Here is an 18,031-nt window from a genome sequence, read left to right as displayed (position 1 = left end):
AGTCGTATCTCTAAAAGTGGTTCGCTGCGTTACTGTTCATGTGTTGCGTTGATCGCTGCCGGTTATATCCACTGGCAAAAACGGTTGGCACCGACAACACTGCCTTCAAAAGGGGCATACAAGGATAAAAAATGACACGCTTTGACCACCAGCCGAGTTTCATGACCGGCGACGAGTTTTCCATACCGACCTTTAGCCTGCTCGACCCGGAAGGGGTGCTGTACGAAGGCGCCTCGGCCCCGGCTCTCGAGCGTGACCACGCCCGGCGCTTGTACAAGGCGATGCTCGCCACCAGACTTCTCGACGAGCGCATGTTGGCCGCGCAGCGTCAGGGGCGGCTGAGCTTTTACATGCAGTGTACCGGCGAGGAGGCTGCCATCGTCGGCGCCACCGCTGCTCTCGATGAGCGCGACATGATCATGGCGCAGTACCGCGAGCAGGGCGCGCTGATGTATCGCGGCTTCACCATTGATGAGTTCATGAACCAGCTGTTCGGCAACGAGCTGGACTACGGCAAGGGCCGGCAGATGCCGGTGCACTACGGCTCGCGCAAGCTGCACTACATGACCATTTCATCGCCCTTGGCTACGCAAATTCCCCAGGCCACCGGCTACGCCTATGGCCAGAAACTCGCCGGAGACGGGCTCTGCACGCTGACCTTTTTTGGCGAAGGCGCGGCCTCTGAAGGCGACTTTCACGCCGCGCTCAACATGGCCTCGGTCCACCAGGTGCCGGTTATCTTCTTTTGTCGCAACAACGGCTACGCCATCTCGACACCGGCAGTCGAGCAGTTCGCCGCCGACGGTATCGCCCCACGGGCGATGGGCTATCGCATGCACGTCATTCGCGTGGATGGCAACGACGCGCTGGCGGTGTTCGAGGCGACCCGCCGGGCGCGCGTCATCGCCGTCGAGCAGAACAAGCCGGTGTTGATCGAGGCGATGTCCTATCGTCTCGCGGCCCACTCGTCGTCAGACGACCCGTCGGGCTACCGCGCCAAGAGCGAAGAGGAGACCTGGCGGCTCAAGGACCCGGTGCTGCGCTTTAGAAAGTGGCTCACCCGTCAGGAGTGGTGGAGCGACGATGAGCAGAGCGAGCTCGAGGAGTCGCTGCGCCGCGAGGTGCTGGACACCTTGAAGCGCGCCGAAAAGCGTGCCGCGCCGCCGCTGGATTCTCTAATCACCGATGTTTATGCCGAGGTGACCCCGGAACTGACGCGCCAGCTTGATGGCCTCAAGCGCCATATTCGCCGCTACCCTGAGGCCTACCCGAAAGGCGCCAAATCCTTGGATTTGGACATCGCGCCCGCCGCGTCCACGGATGAGGAGGTGTAGCCATGGCTAAAATGAATCTGCTGCAGGCGATCAACGGGGCGCTGGATATCGCCATGGCCGAGGATGACAAGGTCATCTGCTTTGGCGAGGACGTGGGCGTGTTTGGCGGCGTTTTCCGCGCTACCAGCCATCTTCAGGAGAAGTACGGCAAGGCGCGCTGCTTCAATACGCCGCTGGTCGAGCAGGGGATCATCGGCTTCGCCAACGGCCTGGCCGCCCAGGGCTCGGTGCCGGTGGCCGAAATCCAGTTCGCCGACTATATCTTTCCGGCGTTCGATCAAATCGTCAACGAAACCGCCAAGTTCCGCTACCGCTCCGGCGATCTGTTCAACGTCGGCGGCTTGACCATTCGCACGCCCTACGGCGGTGGCATCGCCGGCGGGCTCTACCACTCGCAGTCGCCGGAGGCCTATTTCACCCATACGCCGGGGCTCAAGGTGGTGGTCCCGCGAAACCCCTACCAGGCCAAGGGGCTGTTGCTCGCCGCGATCCGCGACCCGGACCCGGTGCTGTTTCTCGAACCCAAGCGCCTGTACCGCGCCGCCACCGGCGAAGTGCCGGAGGAGGACTACCAACTCCCCATCGGCCAGGCGGAGATCACTCGCGAAGGCGGCGATATCACGTTGGTCGGCTGGGGCGCGCAGATGGAGGTGATTCACAAGGCCGCCGAGCTTGCCGAGGAGCAGGGAATCGACTGCGAAGTGATCGATCTTCGCACGCTGTCGCCCTGGGACAGCGACGCCGTGGTCGAGTCGGTGCTCAAAACCGGACGGCTGGTAATTAGCCACGAGGCGCCGTTGACCGGCGGCTTCGCCGGCGAGATCGCCGCCACGGTGGCCGAGCGCTGCTTTCTCTACCTGGAATCCCCCATTCGCCGCGTGACCGGGCTGGACACGCCGTTTCCGCTGGTGCTCGAAAAAGAGTACCTGCCGGATCACCTCAAGATCTTTGAGGCGATCCGTGAAAGCGTCGATTTCTAATCCGGGAGAGAAACCATGAGTGATTTTGTACTGCCGGACATCGGCGAAGGGATCGTTGAGTGCGAAGTGGTCGAGTGGCGCGTCCAGGAGGGCGACCGGCTCGAAGAGGACCAGCCGGTCGTCGAGGTGATGACCGACAAGGCCCTAGTCGAGATCACTGCCGCCGAGGCGGGCGTGGTTACCAGGCTGTACGTGCAAAAAGGCGAAATCGCCAAGGTGCACGCGCCGCTATACGCCTACCAAACCGATGACGCTGAGGCCGATGCGGAAAGCGCTGGCGCAGCGAACGAGAACAAGGCCGAGGCATCCCTAGGTGAAGAGCCGGCTTCACGACCGATAGCGCCGGCCGCTCAATCGGGCTCCAGTTTTGAAGCGCAAAAGGCGCCGGATACGTCGTCTCAAGAGCGCCACGGCAAAACCCCGGCCAGCCCCGCCGTGCGCCGGCTGGTGCGCGAGCACGAGCTTAAGCTCGATGAAATCAAGGGCAGCGGTAAGGACGGCCGGGTGCTCAAGGAAGACGTGCTGGCGCATCTGGAAAGTGCCAGCGGCGAGCCGGTCCAGGCACCGGTGGCGAGCAACACCGGCGAGCGCACCGAGCCACTTCGCGGTATGCGCGCCGCGATGGCCAAGCGCATGGTGCATTCGGTCAGCACCATTCCCCACTTTCATTACGGTGAAGAGATCGACGTTACCGAGCTTTTGGCGCTTCGCGAACGGCTCAAGCCCGCGGTCGAGGCGGGTGGCGAGCGCCTGACTTTGATGCCCTTTTTCATGAAAGCGATGGCGCTGGCTATCGAGTCCGAGCCGCTGGTCAACGCTCGGCTCGACGAGGCGGGAGAAACCCTTCACTACGCCGCGCACTGCAATATCGGCATGGCGGTGGATGGCAAGGCGGGGCTAATGGTGCCCAATGTCAAAGGGGTCGAGGCGTTAACGCTTGTGGAGCTTGCCAGAGAGGTCGGCCGGCTGACCATCGCGGCGCGCGAAGGGCGTGTCGATCAGGCGGATCTCAAGGGTGGCACCATTACCGTCTCGAACATCGGCGCGCTCGGCGGCACCTACGCCGCGCCGATTATCAACGCCCCGGAGGCGGCGATCGTCGCTATCGGCAAAAGCCAGTGGCTGCCGCGTTTCGATGCGGAGGGTGAGGTGACGCGCCGGGCGATCATGACGGTCACCTGGGCAGGCGATCACCGCTTCATTGACGGCGGCACCATCGCGCGTTTTTGCAACGCCTGGAAGGGCTTTCTGGAGGCGCCGGAGTCGATGCTGTTGCATCTGCGCTAGCCACTGACCGCAAAAGCCCGGCGAGGGAGCGATGCCCAAGGCGCTACAGCAGTTCTACATTCCCGAAGAGCAGTCGGTTTATCTTCTCAACCATCGGGATGCGCGAAAGCTCAAGGACTGGGTGGCGCTTTGCCAAGCCGAGCTCGGCCAGCTTGGGTTCGAGGCGATCGAGCTGATCGGCAAGGGCGCCTACGGCTTCGTCTTTGCCGGTCGCGCCGAGCAGGGCGCAACCCTTTGCCACTACGTGTTCAAGTTCTCGCGTATCACCCTACCCACCCATCTGCAGGAGCGCCTCGAGGAGGAGGCGTTCATGCTCGATCAAATATATCATCCGCGCATTCCCCGGCTAGTCAGCTATCAGCGCATTCGCGGCCAGTCGATTCTGGTCATGGAGCGGGCGCCGGGCCTGAATCTGGAGGAGATATCGCTGCGCCACGGGCGGCTATCGCCCCGGTTGGTCGTAAAAATCGCCGCGCAGCTCGCCGATATTCTGCTGGCGCTGCGCCAGGAGACCGGCCCCTATGGCCGGCCGCTGGTGCATGGCGATATCAAACCCTCGAACCTGGTGTATGACGCCACGCGTGAGACAGTGGCATTGATCGACTGGGGCTCGTCGGTATTCGCCCAGTTGGATAGCGATCTGCAGCCGGTCGGCAGCAACGTCATGGAGCTAATGTCCAACCACCTTCAGCAAACCAACGCGCGCCTCGGCGACGTCTATTTCATTGGCGAGGAGCAGCTGGGCGGGGCGCTGTCGTCACCGCGTTTTGATGAGCAGGGCGTGGCCGGCACGCTCTACGCGCTCGCTTCGGCGCAGTCCTGCCGATTCGGCCACCGCGCCATTCCGGCAAGCTCGCTGGGCCTTCCCGTCGAGTTCGCCCGTACGCTGGACGCCATGCTCGACCCGGACCCTGCCACGCGCCGCCAGGCCGGTGACTACTTTCTCGCGCGCATGCCCGCCATAGCGCGCACGGTGATGGTGGATCTGCCTGAAAAGCCCGCGGTGGCGCTGATTCCGGTCTGGGCACGCCCGGCTGGCGCCGAGATCGATACCGTGGTGTACAGCTCGCGCAAGGCGTTTCTGCGTGAAGCCAACGTCGAGCCGGCGCTGGATGACGTCAACGACGTGCAGCTCGACCGCTACTACAAGCAGTTCATGCAGGGAATGGGTGAGACCGAAAAGGCGTTTCTCGCCTCGGTAAGCCGGCTGGGCAGATACCCGGTCGTGGGTGGGCTCGCCATTCGCTGGGAAGCCGAAGGGGTCTATATTGATTCCTCCTTGAACCTGCACGACCCGGCCAGGCGCCCGGCATTCACTCAGGCCGTCAACAACATGGTGCACCTGGCCCGGGCCATTCACCGTCAGGGGGTGTTCAAAAGCTGTCTGTTCGACGCCCGCCAGACGCTGCATCTGGAGCGGGCAAGCGAGGGTGAGCCCTTCGAGCGTCAGCCAGGCACCCGTATTCGCTTCGAGCTAAGCGCCACGCCAGAGGAGAACCGTACCCGCCAGCACAGCTACTTCGAGGACGGCCCCGATCCGGAAGAGCTTTTGGCGCTGCCCGACACCATCATGGCGCTGCTCAAACGGCTCAACGAGATCCACCACACCGGTATGATCATCTTCGAGGCCCATCCACGGCACCTAAAAATTCATAGCTACTACCGGCTGCTCGACCCGGACCAGGAGCGCGCCTTTACGGCGCTGTTGGATCGGATACTCGACGCGGTCAATCTGATCGACGGGCTAGGGGTCTCCGGCTTCATGAAAATGCCTTACAAGGATACCCGCTTTTTTTCTCACCTCGAGCGTCAGCCCGAGCGCTTTTACCCCAAAAACCCGCGGGCGCTTTGAGGTTTCAATTCTGGGAAGCGGACGCGAGCGCGTCGCTTGAAAGGGTGGTGAGCCACTCGACGAGCGCGGCGCTCAAGCGGTCGCTGGCCTCGCCAAAGGCGTCGACGACATCGGGAATCTCGACGCTTGCCGCCCGCGATTCTGCGGTAAGGGTTTCGTTGGCGATCGGCCGTCGCTGCTCGTCGACGAGCTGAACGTCGAGCTGGATGCGCGCCATCGGCGGTGTGCGGTCATACTCGCTTTGAAAATGCCTAAGCTCGCTCACCAGCAGCAGATCAGACGGCAGCCGGTCGACGCCGACGCTTTCGAATAGCCCGCTTTGCGAGAGCGCATCGACCAGGCGGGTTTGTATCAGCGCCGGCGCGTTTTCGTGCCAGCGCGCACCTTCGTAGACGTTGACCACGTTGCGATCCGGGTAGACCACGATGCGGTTGCCGCTGAATAGATGACCCGCTTCCGGGGCAGCGACGCCCAGACGCTTATCGCCGAGCAAGGGGTTGCTCGCCGGGGTTTGATTGGCGGCGACCGGCAGGCGGTAAAGCGTGGCCGGGTCGCTTTCCGGCAGCACCGAACAGCCCGCCAGCAGCGCGGCCGCGAAAAGGCCAAGGCCTGCGCGAATCTTCATGGGCGAAACTCCTCTATTCGATCACGACCCAGCAAAAAGTCGGTCGGGTTCTCTTCTAGATCGCGGGTAATACGGTCAAGCGTAGTAAGCGTCGAGCGCAGCGCCGAGAGTGCCGGGGCGACGTCCTGAGTGCTGGCGAGGGTACTTTCGACCGCGGCGGCGTTGTCGTCGACCAACTGCTCGATACGCTGAGCGGCCCGGGCAACGTCCTGGCTGGCGCTAGCCGCGCTCGCCATTACCTGATGGCCATCCTCGCGCAAAAGCCTAGTGGCCTCGTCGCTGAGCACCTCGATGCGTTCTAGCGTTGCGGTGGCCTGGCGGGAGGTATCGCCAAACAGCGCCATGTTCTCGTCGAGCGCGGCGCGCTGAGAAGCGATCATGTCGGTGATCTCGGCGATATCGGTCAGAATGTTGCCCGCCTGCTCGCGGCTCTCGTCGTTGAACAACCGGTTCACGTTCTCGAGAATGGCGTTGACGTTGTCGATCATCTCTTCCCCTTGCTCCATGAACGTGGCAATGGGCGAAGGATCCGCCTGGATGAACGGCACCGCGTCATGGGACTGCGCGTACAAAAGCGGGCTTTCCGGCGCGCCGCCTTCAAGCTGTACCGACATGCTGCCGGTGATGCTCGGAATCGAGAGCTTGGCGCGGGTATCGATCTTGATCGGCGTCTGTTTTTCGACGCGAATCGAAACCACCACCTGGCGCGGGTCGGTTGGGTCGAGCGCCATGTTGGTGACCTCGCCGACCTCGATGCCGTTGTACTGCACCGAGCTTCCTTCGGATAGCCCGCTGACGCTTCTGTCGAACAGAATGCGGTAGGGCCGGTACTCCTGTTCACCGGCCGCCTGACTCATCCAGAGCGCGAATACGAGCGCGGCGGCCGCGGTCAGTAGGGTAAAAAGGCCAATTAAAACGTGGTGCGCACGGGTTTCCATGAGCGTGTCACTCCTGAACGAAAGAAGAAGCGGCGGCGCGGCCCCGCGGACCGTTGAAGTACTCCTGTACCCACTCGTCGTCGGTTTGAGCGACGTTTTCCAACGTATCCGCCACCAGCACGCGCTTTTGGGACAGCACCGCCACCCGGTCGCAGGCCGCATGGAGCGTATCCAGATCGTGGGTCACCAGAAACACGCTGAAACCGAGCGCATCGCGCAGCGTCTTGATCAGATGATCAAACGCCGCGGCGCCGATGGGGTCGAGCCCTGCGGTGGGCTCGTCAAGAAACAGGATATCCGGGTCCAGTGCCAGCGCGCGGGCAAGGGCGGCGCGCTTGATCATGCCCCCGGAAAGCGACTCCGGCGTCTTGAGTGCGTCCTCTGGTGAAAGCCCCACCAGCGACAGCTTGATGCGCGCCAGGTACTCGGCGTCCTCGCGCGGCAAGCCGATATGCTCGATCAGCGGCAGGGCGATATTCTCCTGAAGGTTCAGCGAGCTAAATAGCGCCCCCTGTTGAAACAGCACGCCGAAGCGGCGCTCGACCCGGCTGCGCGCCTCGTTGTCCAGCGTTGAAAGATCCGTACCCAGCACCTCGATGGTGCCTTCGTTAGGGCGCTGCAAGCCAATGATGCTTCGAAGCAGCACCGACTTGCCGGTACCCGAGCCGCCCACCACGCCGAGAATCTCGCCTTTTTCGACGGTCAAATCGAGATTCTCATGAACGGTATGGTCGCCAAAACGGTTGACCAGCCCCTTTACGCGAATGACCGGTTCTTGATCGTCTGTACCGCTCACCAGCCCATCTCCATGAAAAAGAGCGCGGCCAGCGCGTCGATCAAAATCACCATGAAGATCGACTGCACGACGCTCGAGGTGGTGTGCGCGCCAACGGACTGAGCGCTTCCAGCGACCTTGAACCCCTCGAGACAGCCGATAACCGCAATGATGAAGGCGAACACCGGCGCCTTGGCCAGCCCGACCAGAAAATGGTTGAGCGAGACGCTCTCCTGCAGTGTGTTCATGAACTGGTAGAACGGTATGTCGAGCGATACCGCAGAGACCACCGCGCCGCCGAGAAGGCCACTAAGCATGCCGATGAACGCCAGAAGCGGCAGGCTCACCAGCATCGCCAGAATCCGCGGCAGCACCAGAAGCTCGATCGGGTCGAGCCCCAGCGCCTTGAGCGCGTCGATCTCCTCGTTGGATTTCATCGCCCCGAGCTGGGCGGTAAAGGCGCTGGCCGTGCGTCCGGCAAGCAGAATGGCGGCCAGCAGCACGCCGAACTCGCGCAAAAAAGAGAACGCCACCAGATTGATGGTATAAACGGTCGCGCCAAAACTTTGCAGCACCGTCGCGCCTAGAAAGGCGACCACTGCGCCCACCATGAAGGTGAGCAGCATGACGATGGGCACGGCATTCAAGCCGCTTTGCTGGACGTGAGCGACGGTGGCGGTTACCCGCCAGCGCCGGGGATTGATCATGATCGGCAGCGCCGTTGCCAGCACCAGGCCGATAAAGCCCAAAAGCTCGCGCTGCTGACGATAAAGCCCCTCGACCTGGGCTCCGATACCCGCCAGCATCGACACCAGCCGATTGGGCGTGTCGGTATCGAGGGTCAGCGAAACGTCCATGGCGCTGGCAATACGCATGATCAGCGCGCGCTGCGACTTGGGTAAATCGCTTGCCCACTCATCGACCTGACCGGCGCGCTCGACGCCCAGAAGATTGACCAAAAGCGCCGCACCGGCGGTATCAATGCGCTCAAAACCCAAGAGTTTTATCTCGGCGTTGGCTTTTGGGTCGAGGCCGTCGAGCGCTTTTTTAAGTGTTGCGTAGTGCTCTAAGGTCCACTCTCCCTGAAGAGTAAGTGTGTTTCCTTCGCGTTTGAACCACTGCGTTGGCATTGCCGCTCCCGCGTCCTTTCGATCTCGCGCTTTTCATGATGCATTCAAACGGGCGTTAGTGAAAAGCTTTGGACGCAAGCTTAGCGCACTATGCGAGGTTTGGGAGCGAGTTCCTGCTTGATTTGCGCGGCTACCTCCTTGAGGCGCGGCCCAAGGTTGTGCACCAGTCGATCGTGATCCAGGCGTACGCTGGAGCCACCGCAGTTGATTGCCATGACCTCGGCGCCATCTTCCAGAATGAGCGGCATGGCCACGGCGCTAATGTCACGTTGCCAATCCTGCTCCGAAAAACAGAACCCGTGTTGGGCGTAATCTTCCAGACTTTGCTGAATACCTGCTTCCAGTGCTGGCCAGTCACGCTCATGGTGCTGAGCGAGCACTTGAAGGACTTGCTCACGCTTACTCTCTGTTAGGCCACACAGCCATGCCCGGCCAATGGCCGAGGTGGCGATAGGAAGCCTGGAGCCCACATCCAGTCGAATGATCAACGGCCCGCTGCCGTGGCAGGTTTCCAGATACACCATGTCGCTGCGATCCGCACCGCCCAGGCTTACGTTGCAGTCCGTGGCTTCGGCAAACTTCTGCAAGTGAGGGCGAGCGATCTCGCGTATCCCCATGTTGCCTAGAAAGCGGTAGCCCAGCGCCAGTACGCCGGGACCGAGTCGGTACTTCTCCAGATGGGTATTATGCTGAAGATAGCCGAGCTGGGTCAGCGTGTAGGTGAGCCTGGATACCGTCGGGCGGGGAATGCGGGTTCGGTTGGAGAGCTCGGCGTTGCCCAGATACTCCTCACCGGTTCCGAAGGCGCGCAAAAGCTCCAGCCCGCGGGCCAGAGCAGTGACGAAATTGCGGTCCTTGCCGGGCGAGGCCGGGGCATCGCTATCGGTGTGTTGCATTCGGTCTTCCAATCGGTGGTGAATGGCGTTCATTATCGCATATGTCACCGGGGCCAGCGCGACACCCTTCAACGCAAGCGATCAAGCGTCGAGGCGCTCGATGACCGTGGCGATGCCCTGGCCCACGCCGATGCACATGGTCACCAGCGCGTAGCGGCCTTTAGTGGCTTCCAACTGGCGCAACGCGGTCAGAACCAGACGCGCACCGGACGCGCCGAGCGGGTGGCCGATGGCGATGGCGCCGCCGTTCATGTTCAAACGCGGGTCGTCGCTTGAAAGGCCAAGCCCTTGCAGGCAGCCCAGCACCTGCACGGCAAACGCTTCGTTGATCTCGATAACGTCCATCTGCGACAGCGAAAGACCCGCGCGGGCGAGCGCCTTCTGTGAGGCGGGCACCGGCCCTAACCCCATCACGCGCGGTGCAACGCCGGCCACGGCGCTGGCGACGATACGCGCCCTCGGGGCGATGCCGGCTTTCTCGCCTGCGCCGCGGGTGCCGACGATCAGCGCCGCGGCGCCGTCATTGAGGCCCGACGCGTTGCCGGCGGTGACCACGCCATCCTCGAAAAGGGCACCGAGCTTGGCGAGCTTGTCTTCGGTGCTCTGTGGGCGCGGATGTTCATCCTTGTCGATCAGTAGCGGCGGCTGTTTTCGGCCCTGGGGGACTTCGACGCCCATGATTTCGCCTTCATAAAAGCCCTGTTCTAGCGCCTTGGCGTAGCGTGCCTGGGAGCGAGCGGCGAAAGCATCGCCCTGTTCGCGGCTGATGTTCAGGTCGCGGGCAACGTTGTCGGCAGTTTCCGGCATGCTATGATTGCCGTACTCACGCCCGATCCACGGGTTGGGAAAGCGCGAACCGATGACCGTGTCATACATCGGTTGATTGCGGGCGTAGGGGGTCTCCGCCTTACCCAGCACATAGGGCGCGCGGGACATCGACTCCACGCCGCCGGCTAGAAATAGCTCACCTTCGCCCACGCGCGCCGCGCGGGCGGCATCCATCATCGCCGCCAGGCCGCTGCCACACAGGCGATTGACCGTCTGCCCCGCCACCTCAATGGGCAGCCCCGAAAAAAGCGCGGCGTGGCGCGCAACGTTGCGCGAATCTTCCCCGGCCTGGTTGGTACAACCGGCCAACACGTCCTCGTAGCTTTCAGGCTTGAAGGCGTTGCGCTCGACGAGCGTCTTGAGCGTGAGCCCGAGCAGATCGTCCGGGCGAATGGCTGAAAGGCTACCGCCGTGGCGGCCAAACGGTGTGCGAATACCATCAAAAATGTAAGCATCGGTCATGACGTTTTCCTTGTTGTGGTCAATGGGCGTTTATCAAATAGGCCGGCCGAATCGGTTTCAGAATAGGATTCGGCCGAGTGCTTTCATTAGGCTTGGGTCAGCGGCATGTCGAGCTCGGCGCGACGACGCAGCCACGGGCTTGGGCGGTAGCGCGGGTCCCCGGTGGCCGCCTGCATCCGATCGAGAATGGTCAGAATGCGTCGCGCCCCGTAGTGATCCCCCATCTTCAGCGGCCCAAAGGGGTAGCCCAGGCCGAGTTCCACGGCGCGGTCGATGGTGGCCGGCTCGGCGACGCTTTGCTGGGCGATTTCGGCACCCACGTTGACGATGCAGGCCACGATACGCTGAAGCACGAAGCCGTTACTGTCCTGAAAGGTGCTGACCGGCGTGCCGTCGTGATTGAGCAGAGCGGCGGCGGCCTGCAGATAGTCGTCCTGGGTGACCGGCGTGACCATCAGGCTGCGGCGCTTTTCAAGCCCGGCGAGCATATCCACGGCGACGCAGCGGCGAGGGTCGAGCTCGAGGCGCAGGGCGCAGGTCGTGGTGTCTTCGCCAAACGGGGTCAGCAGGCAAAGCGCCTGTGACGAGGGAGCATCCGTGGTTTCCAGTGTCCAGCCGGCGTCTTGCACGAGTTTGGCAAGCTGCGCCGCACTTTGCGGGTCGTCCTGGCTGACCCACACCGGTCGCGCCTCGGCCCCTGGAAGCTCGGGTTCCGAGGGCATCTGCTGCTTTCCATCCACGTAGCGGTAAAAACCCTCATCGGTCTTGCGGCCGAGAAGCCCGGCATCGAGGCGCTGGCGTGTCAGCGGGGAAGGGCGAAAGCGTGGCTCTTCATAGAACTGGTGGTAAATGGACTCCATCACCGCGTGGGAAACGTCGAGGCCCGTGAGATCCAGCAGGGTGAATGGCCCCATCCGGAAACCGCCCTGATCGACCATGATGCGATCGATGGTGGCCACATCGGTGACGCTTTCGCCCAGAATGCGCAGCGCCTCGGTGCCGAAGGCGCGCCCAGCGTGGTTGACCAAAAACCCCGGCGTGTCGGTAGTCCGTGCGGTGAAGTGGCCCATCGCTTCGCCCAGCGCGCTCACGCGCTCGGTGACCTCGTCGCTGGTGCGAAGCCCTGGAATCACTTCGACGATTTTCATCAGCACCGCTGGATTGAAGAAGTGAAAACCGATGACGCGTTCCGGGTGACGGCAGCCCGCAGCGATGGCGGTGACCGAAAGCGACGAGGTATTGGTCGCCAGTACTGCCTGTGTGTCGACGATACCTTCGAGCTCGGAGAACAGTGACTGTTTTGCATCAAGCCTTTCGACGATCGCTTCGACGACGATGTCGCAAGGTGCAAGCGCTTGGAGATCGTCGGCTTTTTTCAGCCGCTCGCCGTAGGCCGTCGCCTCTTCGCTTGATAGGCGCTCTTTCTTGACGCCGCGCTGCCAAAGGCCTTCGATGAACGCCTTGGCTTCTTCTACCGCGCCCTCCTTGACATCGAAGAGCCTTACTTCCAGACCTGCCTGTGCCGCTAACTGTGCAATACCGCGCCCCATGGCACCGGTGCCCACGATTCCCAAGGTGCGAAACGGAGAAGATGTCGTCGCCATTGAATCAATCCTTTATGCAAATCGATGATGTGTCGTTGCTTTGTTTTGCATTGCAAAACCAGATTCCAATTATTGACTACCATCCTAGGCTATGCAAAAGTGCTTGACAATAAGTGCGAACCTAAATTTCGCTGTGCAGAATGAGCTAGGTTTATAAGGCTTATCGATAGATGAACGCTTACTTGAAAACACAAGGCTCAAAAAGAAAAGCCGTTCGAGCAGCAGCCCTCGAGATTCAAGCCTTTTTACGCGCTACGTTTTTAAGCACTAGGTTTTAAGTATTAAGTTTTTAAGCACTACGTTTTTACGCACCAAGTTTCAAGGCCAAGCCGCTTTGCACGCCGCTGATGGACCCACCCCGGGTCGTCGGTGAGCCAAACGCCACTCTCTACTCTCTGGAGCCGTCATGATTCGCGACCCCGAATTGATCAATCAACTAGTCGATACTATCTCCCGTTTCGTGCGCGAGCGCCTGATTCCCAACGAAGCGCGACTGGCCGAGGACGATGCCGTGCCCGCTGAACTGCTGGCGGAAATGAAGGAGATGGGCCTCTTTGGTCTCTCTATCCCCGAAGAGTATGGTGGTCTGGGCCTGACCATGGAGGAGGAGGCGCTGGTCGCCATGGAAATCGGCAAGACCTCGCCGGCGTTTCGCTCGGTCTTCGGCACCAACAACGGTATCGGCGCTCAGGGTATTCTGATCGACGGCACCGAGGAGCAAAAGGCTCGCTATGTGCCGCGCCTGGCGACCGGCGAGATTCTAAGCTCGTTTTGTCTGACCGAGCCGGATTCCGGCTCCGACGCGGCGAGTCTGCGCACCACCGCCGTACGCGACGGCGACCACTACATTCTTAACGGCACCAAGCGCTATATCACCAACGGCCCCGAGGCGGACCTGTTTACCGTGATGGCGCGCACCGACCCGGACAATAAGGGCGCCGGCGGTATCTCGGCGTTCATCGTCGAAGGCGATACCCCTGGGCTCGTGCGCGGCCCGGCGGATAGCAAGATGGGCCAGAAGGGGGCTCATACCTGCGACATCATCTTCGACAACTGCCGGGTGCCCGCAGAGAACATTATCGGCGGCAAGGAAGGTCAGGGGTTCAAGACCGCCATGAAGGTGCTCGACCGTGGACGCCTGCATATCTCCGCCGTTTGCGTGGGCGTTGCCGAGCGGCTGGTCGAGGAGTCGCTCAACTACACCATGGAGCGCCAGCAGTTCGGCGCCGCACTCGCTGAGCACCAGTTGGTGCAAGCGATGCTGGCGGACAGCAAGACTGAGGCCTACGCCGGACGCACCATGGTGATGGACGCCGCTCGGCGCAAGGACGACGGCGAGAACGTCTCGACCCTGGCGTCGTGCTGCAAGCTCTTCTGCGCCGAGATGGTGGGGCGCGTGGCGGATCGCGCGGTGCAAGTTCACGGCGGTGCGGGCTACATGTCCGAGTACCCCGTCGAGCGCTTCTACCGCGATGTCAGACTGTTTCGCATCTACGAAGGCACCACGCAAATCCAGCAGCTGGTTATCGCCCGTAACATGGTTCGGGAGGCGTCCTGATGGCTTTGTCGGTTCCCTACCAGGCGCCGGACGAGGATATCTTCGGCACGCTTGCAAGCGAGCTGGTGGCGCAACTACCCGAACGTCTCAGCACGCGAGTACTGGAAAACGCCCAGCGTCTCGCCGAGCATCCGGCGATCGTCGATGGCGGGGTCCGCTGGAGCTATGCCGAGCTTGGCGATGAGATACGCGCCGCGCGACGCTGGCTCGAAGGGCTCGGGTTTCGCCCCGGCGATCGCCTGATGACGGTGAGCGAAAACGGTCGCGCTTTGGTGGTGCTGCTTTTGGCGGCCAGCGAGATGGACGTCTGGGTCGCGATCGTCAACTCGCGGCTCTCGGCGCAGGAAATCGATCTTATTCGCGACAACTGCCTGCCCCGACGCATCATTTATACCTGCGAGGCATCAATTGATGCCACCAGCCATGCTGAGCGCCACGGTGCCGATCGCTATCAGCACCCGCAGCTCGGCGGGCTTGCCCTCTCGGCGCTTCTAGAAAGCGACCCGGAGCCGGTGAGCGAAAGCGGGACCGAGCAGGTGGCCGCGATGATCTACACCTCGGGCACGACAGGAACGCCCAAGGGCGTGATGCTGACCCATCGCGGCATTCTCTATATCGCCTCGATTTCCGGCGGTATGCGTCACTTGAACGAGGGGCAGCGGGTTTACGGCGTTCTCCCCATGTCCCACGTGTTTGGCCTGTCGTCGGTCTGTATGGGCTCACTCTATAACGGCGCCTGTCTGTATACGGTGCCTCGCTTCGATGCCGCGCACCTGCTCAAGACCCTCGATGAAGAGCGGATCAGCGTACTTCAGGGCGTGCCGGCGATGTACGCCCGCGCACTCGAGTACCTCAAGCGCGAGCGTTGCGAGCTCAAGGCGCCGGCGCTGATTTACATCTCCGCCGGCGGATCGCCTTTGGATAGCGATACCAAGACCCGGGTGGAGGCGGCCTTCAACCTGACGCTTCACAACGGCTACGGGCTGACCGAGGCCAGCCCGACCATCAGCCAGACGCGTATCGATGATCGCCACGAAAGCAATACGGTCGGTCGGGTACTGCCGCTTTTAGAGTATCGTCTCGAGCCACTGGGCAGCACCGCTACCGGCGAAACCGCCGGTGACGAAGTGGGCGAGCTCTGGGTACGCGGTCCTAACGTCATGAAGGGCTACTTTCGTCAGCCCGAGGCGACACGCCAAAGCCTCACTGCGGATGGCTGGCTCAACACCGGCGATATCGCCCGGGTCGATCGTAATGACCAGCTTTATATCGTCGGGCGCAGCAAAGAGCTCATCATTCGCTCCGGGTTCAATATCTATCCGCCGGATGTCGAAGCGGTGATCAACGAGCACCCGGCGATCACGCTCTGTGCCGTGGTCGGGCGCCAGGTGGCGGGTAACGAGGAAGTCATCGCCTTCGTGCAGTGCGAGCAGGGCGTTGAGCTCGACATGGCCGAGTTCAAGGCGTTCATCGCCGAACGGTTGGCTCCTTATAAGCGGCCCTCCCGAATCGTCACGATGGAGGCGTTGCCTTCCACCGCGACGGGCAAGATTCTCAAGGGGCGCTTGCGTGATCTGGCCCAGCAGGAGGCGAGTGATGCGTCGAATCGATGATGATCAAAGCGGCGTGCCGATAGACGAGCCGGGCGGCTTCAATGATCTACTGGGGCTTTGCGTGGTCGAGTGGAGTGCCGACCGCGCCGTCATCGAGATGACCCTTGAGGAGAAGCATCTCAATCGAAGCGGCAACGTTCACGGTGGCGTGCTCTCTGCGCTTTTGGACAACGCCTTGAGCCTATCCGGGCTTTTTTGTCCCGTGCCCGGCAATGCTCGCCGCGCCGTCACGGTTTCGCTTAGCACCACGTTCGTTGGCCCGGCAAAGCAGGGTGTGCTGCGCTGTGTCGGCGTGCTGCGCGGCGGTGGGCGCAAGATCTACATGGCCAGTGCCGAGGTCGTCGACGAGCAGGGTAGGCTCATCGCCATGGGTGAGGGGTCGTTCAAGCGCTTGAGCGGCAGCGAATCACCCGATGGCGTGCCCATCTCGCTACTCAAGGAGCGTCTGAAAGGACACCGCGAGTGACGCTTGCCCGCCTGCGGGTTTCGCTGCTGCTGGTGGTGACGCTGGCGACACTGTTGCATCTGGTGAGTGGTGGGGGAATCTCCGTGGTGGCCCAGGGTGTTGGTGTGGCGGCCCTGGTCGCATACCTCTTCACGCTGTCCGGCCAACTGAACGCCATGGCGCGGGGGCTGCTTGCCGTGGCGGGCCTGGTGAGCATACTGGCGATCGTTATCTTGCCGTCTCCCGCGATGCTCTTGTTCGAGGCGGGAGGCCGCTTCGCCTTTTTCGCGACCTTCGTGGTGGCGCTTGGCATGATGCGTCTGCCCGCCTACGGCTCGCCGCTGGTACGTCGCTGCGGACAAGCCATGCTGCTGCAGCCCCCTGGCCGGCGCTACCCGATTCTCTCTTTCGGCTCGATTTTGTTCGGTATCATCCTCAATATCGGGGTATTGAACCTCTTTGCCGCCATGATCGAGAAGAGCAACACGCTCGAGGCGGCCCAGGGCCGCGCTTGGGTGCGTGAGGCGCGTCAGCGCCGAATGATGCTGGCACTTTTGCGCGGGTTTGCCTTGGCCCCATTGATTTCGCCCATGGGAATGGGCGTGGCGGTGGTGCTCTCGAGCATCCCCGAGATCACCTGGCTCGAGCTTGCGCCTTATGTGTTTTTCGCTGCGGGCCTTACCTTTCTGGTCGGTTGGGGGGTGGATTACCTGACCGGCCCGCACCCGCCCGCCGATAGCACGCGTGTTGCGCCGTCACTGCTGCCGCTGGCCCGATTCAGCGCGCTGTTGGCCGCCGTGGTTGCGCTGGTGGTATTGATCGCCTTGCTTCTGGGGGTTCGCCTGCCGGTGGCGACGCTGATCGGCGCGCCTGCCAGCGCGCTTTTGTGGCTTGCTTGGCAGCGTCGCCGGCTCGGCTACGGGGGCCTGCCCGGCGCCATTGCCACCGCCCATCGCAAGCTTCCCTGGCTTCTCTCGCCTAGCGCCAACGAGATCGTGGTGCTCGGCGCGGCGGGCTATCTTGGGCACCTGTGTATCGCGCTCGTGGATACCCAGTCGCTGGCACCGCTTCTCTCAATACTCAATACTCTGGGAGCACTGAATGCTGTGTTGGCCATGCTCACGGTGCTGGGGCTCGCCCAGCTCGGGGTGAATCCCATCGTCACGGTAACGCTATTGGCGGGGCTTCTGCCCACGCTCGGCATCGACGGTCTGCCGCCGGTCCTGATTGCCGCTTCGCTCATGGTGGGCTGGGCGCTATCGCTGATGTCGTCACCGATGACCGCATCGATGCTCATCCTTTCGCGCTTCACCGGCGTGTCCACACTACACATCGGCTATCGCTGGAACGGGCGATTTCTGCTCGCCACCGTGCCGCTGCTGGCGCTTTGGTTTGCCTGTTCGCCCGTTTGAAGCGTGCGGTTCGCGCTTGATTTTTGCGCCGGGTTTTTTTAATGTTGATTTCTATAAATTGAAATAATGTTTTGCTTTGCGGAACGATAAACCAGGCAGGAGCATCCCATGAAGATACTCGTCGCGGTCAAACGCGTCATCGATTACAACGTGAAAATTCGCGTCAAGGCAGACCATTCGGACGTGGATCTCACCAACGTCAAGATGGCCATGAACCCCTTCTGCGAGATCGCCGTGGAAGAGGCGGTGCGCCTGAAGGAGCAGGGCGTGGCCACGGAAGTGGTCGCCGTGA

General features: G+C 62.0%; 15 protein-coding genes and 1 pseudogene. 9 read left to right on the top strand and 7 right to left on the bottom strand.

The window, feature by feature from the left end; genetic code table 11:
• Nucleotides 1-131: 131 nt before the first annotated feature.
• The 4 genes from MQW23_RS18950 to MQW23_RS18935 are packed head-to-tail and all read left to right on the top strand — an operon-like array spanning nucleotide 132 to nucleotide 5,453.
• The gene (locus MQW23_RS18950) at nucleotides 132-1,334 is read left to right on the top strand and encodes a thiamine pyrophosphate-dependent dehydrogenase E1 component subunit alpha (RefSeq protein ID WP_252109786.1); all 1,203 of its coding nucleotides are present in this window, start codon (nucleotides 132-134) and stop codon (nucleotides 1,332-1,334) included.
• 2 nt (nucleotides 1,335-1,336) lie between these two features.
• Complete coding sequence (locus MQW23_RS18945) at nucleotides 1,337-2,314, top strand: alpha-ketoacid dehydrogenase subunit beta (RefSeq protein ID WP_252109785.1); 978 nt, start codon at nucleotides 1,337-1,339, stop codon at nucleotides 2,312-2,314.
• 15 nt (nucleotides 2,315-2,329) lie between these two features.
• Nucleotides 2,330-3,601, top strand: coding sequence for a 2-oxo acid dehydrogenase subunit E2 (locus MQW23_RS18940; RefSeq protein ID WP_252109784.1), 1,272 nt, complete (start codon nucleotides 2,330-2,332; stop codon nucleotides 3,599-3,601).
• Between the two features lie 31 nt (nucleotides 3,602-3,632).
• The gene (locus tag MQW23_RS18935) at nucleotides 3,633-5,453 is read left to right on the top strand and encodes a protein kinase domain-containing protein (protein WP_252109783.1); all 1,821 of its coding nucleotides are present in this window, start codon (nucleotides 3,633-3,635) and stop codon (nucleotides 5,451-5,453) included.
• Between the two features lie 4 nt (nucleotides 5,454-5,457).
• Here MQW23_RS18935 and MQW23_RS18930 read toward each other — a convergent pair whose 3' ends face one another.
• The 7 genes from MQW23_RS18930 to MQW23_RS18900 all read right to left on the bottom strand — a co-directional run bounded on the left by MQW23_RS18930 (nucleotide 5,458) and on the right by MQW23_RS18900 (nucleotide 12,711).
• Complete coding sequence (locus MQW23_RS18930) at nucleotides 5,458-6,078, bottom strand: ABC-type transport auxiliary lipoprotein family protein (protein WP_252109782.1); 621 nt, start codon at nucleotides 6,076-6,078, stop codon at nucleotides 5,458-5,460.
• Entirely contained in the window at nucleotides 6,075-7,016 is a 942-nt protein-coding gene (locus tag MQW23_RS18925) for an MlaD family protein (RefSeq protein WP_252109781.1), read from the bottom strand. Before MQW23_RS18925 ends, MQW23_RS18930 begins: the two co-directional genes overlap by 4 nt.
• A 7-nt stretch (nucleotides 7,017-7,023) precedes the next feature.
• The gene (locus MQW23_RS18920) at nucleotides 7,024-7,812 is read right to left on the bottom strand and encodes an ABC transporter ATP-binding protein (protein ID WP_252109780.1); all 789 of its coding nucleotides are present in this window, start codon (nucleotides 7,810-7,812) and stop codon (nucleotides 7,024-7,026) included.
• Nucleotides 7,809-8,921, bottom strand: a complete 1,113-nt coding sequence (locus MQW23_RS18915; protein ID WP_252109779.1) for an ABC transporter permease — start codon at nucleotides 8,919-8,921, stop codon at nucleotides 7,809-7,811. Before MQW23_RS18915 ends, MQW23_RS18920 begins: the two co-directional genes overlap by 4 nt.
• Nucleotides 8,922-9,001: 80 nt before the next feature.
• Nucleotides 9,002-9,817 carry an IclR family transcriptional regulator gene (locus MQW23_RS18910; protein WP_252109778.1) on the bottom strand — a complete coding sequence of 272 codons (816 nt, stop codon included), beginning with the start codon at nucleotides 9,815-9,817 and terminating at the stop codon, nucleotides 9,002-9,004.
• An 81-nt stretch (nucleotides 9,818-9,898) separates the two neighbouring features.
• Complete coding sequence (locus MQW23_RS18905; RefSeq protein ID WP_252109777.1) at nucleotides 9,899-11,107, bottom strand: 3-oxoadipyl-CoA thiolase; 1,209 nt, start codon at nucleotides 11,105-11,107, stop codon at nucleotides 9,899-9,901.
• Nucleotides 11,108-11,193: 86 nt separating this feature from the next.
• Nucleotides 11,194-12,711 carry a 3-hydroxyacyl-CoA dehydrogenase gene (locus tag MQW23_RS18900; protein WP_252109776.1) on the bottom strand — a complete coding sequence of 506 codons (1,518 nt, stop codon included), beginning with the start codon at nucleotides 12,709-12,711 and terminating at the stop codon, nucleotides 11,194-11,196.
• A gap of 406 nt (nucleotides 12,712-13,117) precedes the next feature.
• On the opposite strand from MQW23_RS18900, the gene MQW23_RS18895 reads away from it, so the two are divergent.
• From MQW23_RS18895 to MQW23_RS18875, 5 genes and pseudogenes are all read left to right on the top strand, one after another.
• Nucleotides 13,118-14,269 carry an acyl-CoA dehydrogenase family protein gene (locus MQW23_RS18895; RefSeq protein WP_252109775.1) on the top strand — a complete coding sequence of 384 codons (1,152 nt, stop codon included), beginning with the start codon at nucleotides 13,118-13,120 and terminating at the stop codon, nucleotides 14,267-14,269.
• Nucleotides 14,270-14,331: 62 nt separating this feature from the next.
• On the top strand, nucleotides 14,332-15,882 hold the full coding sequence (locus MQW23_RS18890) for a class I adenylate-forming enzyme family protein (RefSeq protein WP_442908631.1): 1,551 nt from the start codon (nucleotides 14,332-14,334) through the stop codon (nucleotides 15,880-15,882).
• Nucleotides 15,866-16,348 carry a PaaI family thioesterase gene (locus MQW23_RS18885; protein ID WP_252109773.1) on the top strand — a complete coding sequence of 161 codons (483 nt, stop codon included), beginning with the start codon at nucleotides 15,866-15,868 and terminating at the stop codon, nucleotides 16,346-16,348. The genes MQW23_RS18890 and MQW23_RS18885 overlap by 17 nt, the downstream gene beginning before the upstream one ends.
• A complete protein-coding gene (locus tag MQW23_RS18880) occupies nucleotides 16,345-17,739 on the top strand; it encodes a hypothetical protein (protein ID WP_252109772.1) in 1,395 nt (464 codons plus the stop codon). The genes MQW23_RS18885 and MQW23_RS18880 overlap by 4 nt, the downstream gene beginning before the upstream one ends.
• A 108-nt stretch (nucleotides 17,740-17,847) precedes the next feature.
• Nucleotides 17,848-18,031, top strand: a pseudogene (locus MQW23_RS18875) (electron transfer flavoprotein subunit beta/FixA family protein); the annotation flags it as partial.

The organism is Halomonas sp. S3-1-1, from assembly GCF_023757625.1.
In the GTDB taxonomy this organism is placed as follows: Bacteria; Pseudomonadota; Gammaproteobacteria; order Pseudomonadales; family Halomonadaceae; genus Vreelandella.
The sequence above is the reverse complement of the archived record's forward strand: the minus strand, read 5'-3'. Positions and strand labels throughout refer to the sequence as shown.